Origin of the sequence: Cupriavidus sp. CuC1 (assembly GCF_044627735.1) — a bacterium.
GTDB lineage: Bacteria > Pseudomonadota > Gammaproteobacteria > Burkholderiales > Burkholderiaceae > Cupriavidus > Cupriavidus ulmosensis.
In genome coordinates this window covers 1-3,548 of sequence record NZ_JBIUHC010000318.1, presented here as the reverse complement: position 1 = coordinate 3,548, position 3,548 = coordinate 1, and the positions used below count along the sequence as shown (strand labels likewise).

3 protein-coding genes and 1 pseudogene are annotated in these 3,548 nt (G+C 59.2%); all 4 read right to left on the bottom strand.

Features of this window, described 5'->3' with window-relative positions:
- Positions 1-85: 85 nt before the first annotated feature.
- Positions 86-1,090 carry a tyrosine-type recombinase/integrase gene (locus tag ACGLHR_RS51030; RefSeq protein ID WP_400103663.1) on the bottom strand — a complete coding sequence of 335 codons (1,005 nt, stop codon included), beginning with the start codon at positions 1,088-1,090 and terminating at the stop codon, positions 86-88.
- Positions 1,087-1,503, bottom strand: a pseudogene (locus ACGLHR_RS51025) (tyrosine-type recombinase/integrase); the annotation flags it as partial. The gene ACGLHR_RS51030 and the pseudogene ACGLHR_RS51025, both read right to left, overlap by 4 nt.
- Positions 1,504-1,737: 234 nt before the next feature.
- Positions 1,738-2,385 (bottom strand): hypothetical protein, encoded by a 648-nt coding sequence (locus ACGLHR_RS51020; RefSeq protein WP_400103661.1) that lies wholly within the window; start codon positions 2,383-2,385, stop codon positions 1,738-1,740.
- The gene (locus tag ACGLHR_RS51015; RefSeq protein WP_400103659.1) at positions 2,382-3,347 is read right to left on the bottom strand and encodes a tyrosine-type recombinase/integrase; all 966 of its coding nucleotides are present in this window, start codon (positions 3,345-3,347) and stop codon (positions 2,382-2,384) included. Before ACGLHR_RS51015 ends, ACGLHR_RS51020 begins: the two co-directional genes overlap by 4 nt.
- Positions 3,348-3,548 lie beyond the last annotated feature (201 nt).

Sequence of the window (3,548 nt, the reverse complement as noted above, 5' to 3'; positions counted from 1 at the left end):
CGATTACCCACACCGGCAGATTAGGCGAAGCGACGGCCAGGGAGCCGTCTGGAGCACGAAACCCCGGCCGTTGCGGTGCGCATAATCAGAGGGTTTCGAGGAACGCCATGACCTTGTCGGTTGCGTGAAAACGCGGCGTACGCCGCCCGGCAGGCTGCAGGCGACCTAGCGCTTCTTCCTTGTGCGCAAGGTTAGACTCCATGTAGATGTGCGTCGTGTCGATACTTTCATGGCCCAGCCACAATGCGATGACACTGATGTCGACGCCAGCCTGCAACAGATGCGTCGCCGTCGCGTGCCTTATGACGTGAGGCGAGATGTGCTTTTTCGACAGACTCGGACAGGTATGCACTGCGCCGGCGATCGCCTTCTTCAGGATGCAGTCGACGCCATTGCGGGTCAGCTTCTCGCCGCGGTAGTTGGTGAACAACAGCGACGTCGGCACCGCATCCTGCTCGCGCATCCATTTCCTGATCGCATCAGCCGTCCTGGCCCAGAGTGGTACACATCGCTCCTTCCGCCCTTTGCCATGGAGATGCACGAAGCTGCTGCGACTGCCGAGTTCCACCTGGCTGCACACCATTGTCGTAATCTCTGAAACTCGTGCGCCGGTGTTATACATCGTCAGCAGCATCGCATGATCACGTCGTCCGCACGGCGTCGAGAGGTCAGGAGCGCCAAGAATCGCTTGAATTTCAGGCCGCGACAACGCGCAGATCAGACGACGATCGGCACGTTTGGTCGGGATCGCCTGGACGGACGTGGCCAGGCCGGCAAAATCGGGCCTGGATATGGCGACCCAGCGAAAGAACGAGCGAACGGCCGCCAATCTGGCGTTGCGAGATCGCACTGTATTGTTGCGCTCCATTTCAAGACTGTCGAGGAAGGCCAGAATAACTGACGGACTGAGGTGAACGAGATTGAGTGCCACCGGTTCGATATGCATCTTCGCGTCAACGAATCGAAGCAGGAGGCGAAACGCATCGCGGTAACTCCAGAGCGTTTGGGGACTGACATTTCGGTGCGTCATCAGATGCTTGACGAAGAATTCCTGGAGCAGTGGCCCAACAAGGGCATCGGTATGCTTCATGATTGATCTCCCATACCTGCGAATGCGGCGAAACGGCTCAATGCACTGCCCAGTAGCCCAGGAGTCGACGAGACGTACCAGTAGCTCTCTCTGGGGCTGGCGTGACCGAGATAGACGGAGAGAGTCGGGGCCAGTTCTGCTGCCGACGCCCCGTCTTCATACCATTGCGTTAGGCGATGAACGGCGAATGAGTGACGAAGCGAATGTAAGGTCGGCCGTCGTCCATCCGGCAAATGCAATCCGAGTTTCGCCGTTGCACACGAAAACCACCGCCAAAGGGAGTTCTGATCGAGGGGGTGTCCGAAATCTGTGACGAAGAACATCGTCGACTGCCTTGCATGACACTTATGCTCGCGCCGGTCGGCGTACTCCTTCAGATGGACTGCGGTCGTCGGGTGCAAAGGCACGATGCGTGACTTCTTGCTACGCCGCTAGCGGCGTAGTCACCGCTATGCCGCATCGTTAACTATGTTCGATTTGAACGGGGCGACGGCCAATTCAAAGGGAATCAACGAAAAATGATCGGCATAGTCTGATGGATGTCAGGCTCGCTTTTACGAGAGGCGCAGCAGGTCATGGAGAAGTTGTACCCGAAAACGCGGGTCGCACTCGCTCGATGCCAGAGGGACCTTGGGCGGAACGGTTTCTCAAGGGTCTGAAGCCATTGAAACTATGCCGATCCAGGCGACCTCAGAATGACGTCCTGCTGGCTCTTTGCCAGCATCATCGTGATCCAATCTCAGCCTGATCGGCATTGCCAGGAATGCGGCATAGTTCTTGAATTTCGTTTCACGAACGACGACATGGGGCGGCTCATCCCGCAGGTGCACGTCGGTTTCCTTGAGGTGTAATGCTTCGCTGATGCGTAGCCCAGAGCTGGCAAGCAGCCCCAGTACCGCGACGTAGGCGTCGGCGCGCAGGCCGCCCCGCGGTCGCGCAGTCGTTGCTGCGTGCAGGATTGATTGCAGTTGTTCTGCGCTCAGGATGTACGGGGGATTGCGACGTGGGGATGGCAGCAGATGGTTGTCGGGAACTGAGGTTGCCGGATCGACAGCCTTTACGAAGCGCAGAAATCCACGCAGGGCACTGAGGATAGCGGACTGGGTTGGAGGCGCACGGTGAACCCGCGTGACCCATTCGAGTACATCATTGGCCTTGATCGATTCGCCCGGATGCTCGATGGCATAGTCTTGAACGAAATGTGCGAGGATTCCGCCATGGGTATACCGGTAACCCAGCAATTCGCGGTGTTCGAAGTAGCGGTTCAGCAGATCCTGAAGTTCCTCACCGTTCATGATCTGTCTCCCGGCCACGGCATGGCGATGCGCGACAGCGAAGGCAAGTCGAGCTTCGCATAGGTGGCGGTGGACTGCAGGGACTGATGGCCCAACACGTCGGCGATGTTCTTGAAGCTCGTGCCGCGGGTCAGCATGTTTGTTGCCGCGGCATGGCGTAAGAGATGTGCCGCACCGCGTGCGGAAGCGAGATCTGCACGATTCAAGGCGCGCCGGACGATCTTGGAAATTGCGCTCGAGTCTGTGAGTGGTCGCGCTGGCGTTACCGCTTGCAGGAAGATCGTCCTGTACGACGATGAAGGACGCTCCCGTTTGATGTACGCGAGCAAGGCGCGTCCGACGTCGTGGAAGAGCGGCAGGTCTCGGTCACGACGAGACTTGGCCCCTCGGATATGAATGATGCCGCCGGCCCAGTCCACGTCATCCAGACTGAGGTGCACGACTTCAGCGGCCCGCATCCCGGTCCTCGCGAGCAGCAGCATGATTGCCGTGTTCCGCAGCGGCTGAAACGTAGCAGCGTCGGCCACGCATTTGATGAGCCGATCCACATCGTCGCTCGACAGGCTCGCTGGAAGCGTCGCGTGACGCCATCGCCGGATTCGTGGCAGCGTTTCCTCGAGTCCGGGCGGCACCAGTCCCCTGACGGCGAGAAAACGCAGCATCGCGCGCAGCGCGACGATCGGCGAGTTCGATGGTCGGCGCCTCTTGCTCGAGAGTTCGTGACGCAGATATGCGCGGAGATCTTCGATTGACAGGTCTTGCCAACTCGGTGGACTGTCGCCACACCACCCATCCAGGAAGCCTTGGACAAACCGGCAATACTTCCGGCGGGTGCCCTCCGCCAGGCCCTTGGCGGTGCCCAGATACGCGTCAAACTCGCTGAGGAATTCGGCTGCGCTCGTAATTGACAGCACAGGCGTCGCGGAGCCCTCCTTGCCGCGCGCCAGTTCAGACTGCGCCATTATCTTCTCCTTGCCGGCCACCATGGTCGGTAGGAAAAGTTCAGGACATTATGCGAACCATTGCCACACAACTCATCTCGCGCGATCCCGCCTGAACACGGCAGGGGCGCCGTCGTCTACATGGCGCTTCGCCTAATCTGCCGGTGTGGGTAATCGCGGATATCTGAAGCTTCACATATTTGCGAATAGCGGCCAACCCTC

What these genes read in the sequence shown, in the direction of transcription:
- ACGLHR_RS51030 (WP_400103663.1), bottom strand. Translation starts at nt 1,090, where the DNA reads ATGAAGCATACCGATGCCCTTGTTGGGCCACTGCTCCAGGAATTCTTC.
- ACGLHR_RS51020 (WP_400103661.1), bottom strand. Translation starts at nt 2,385, where the DNA reads ATGAACGGTGAGGAACTTCAGGATCTGCTGAACCGCTACTTCGAACAC.
- ACGLHR_RS51015 (WP_400103659.1), bottom strand. Translation starts at nt 3,347, where the DNA reads ATGGCGCAGTCTGAACTGGCGCGCGGCAAGGAGGGCTCCGCGACGCCT.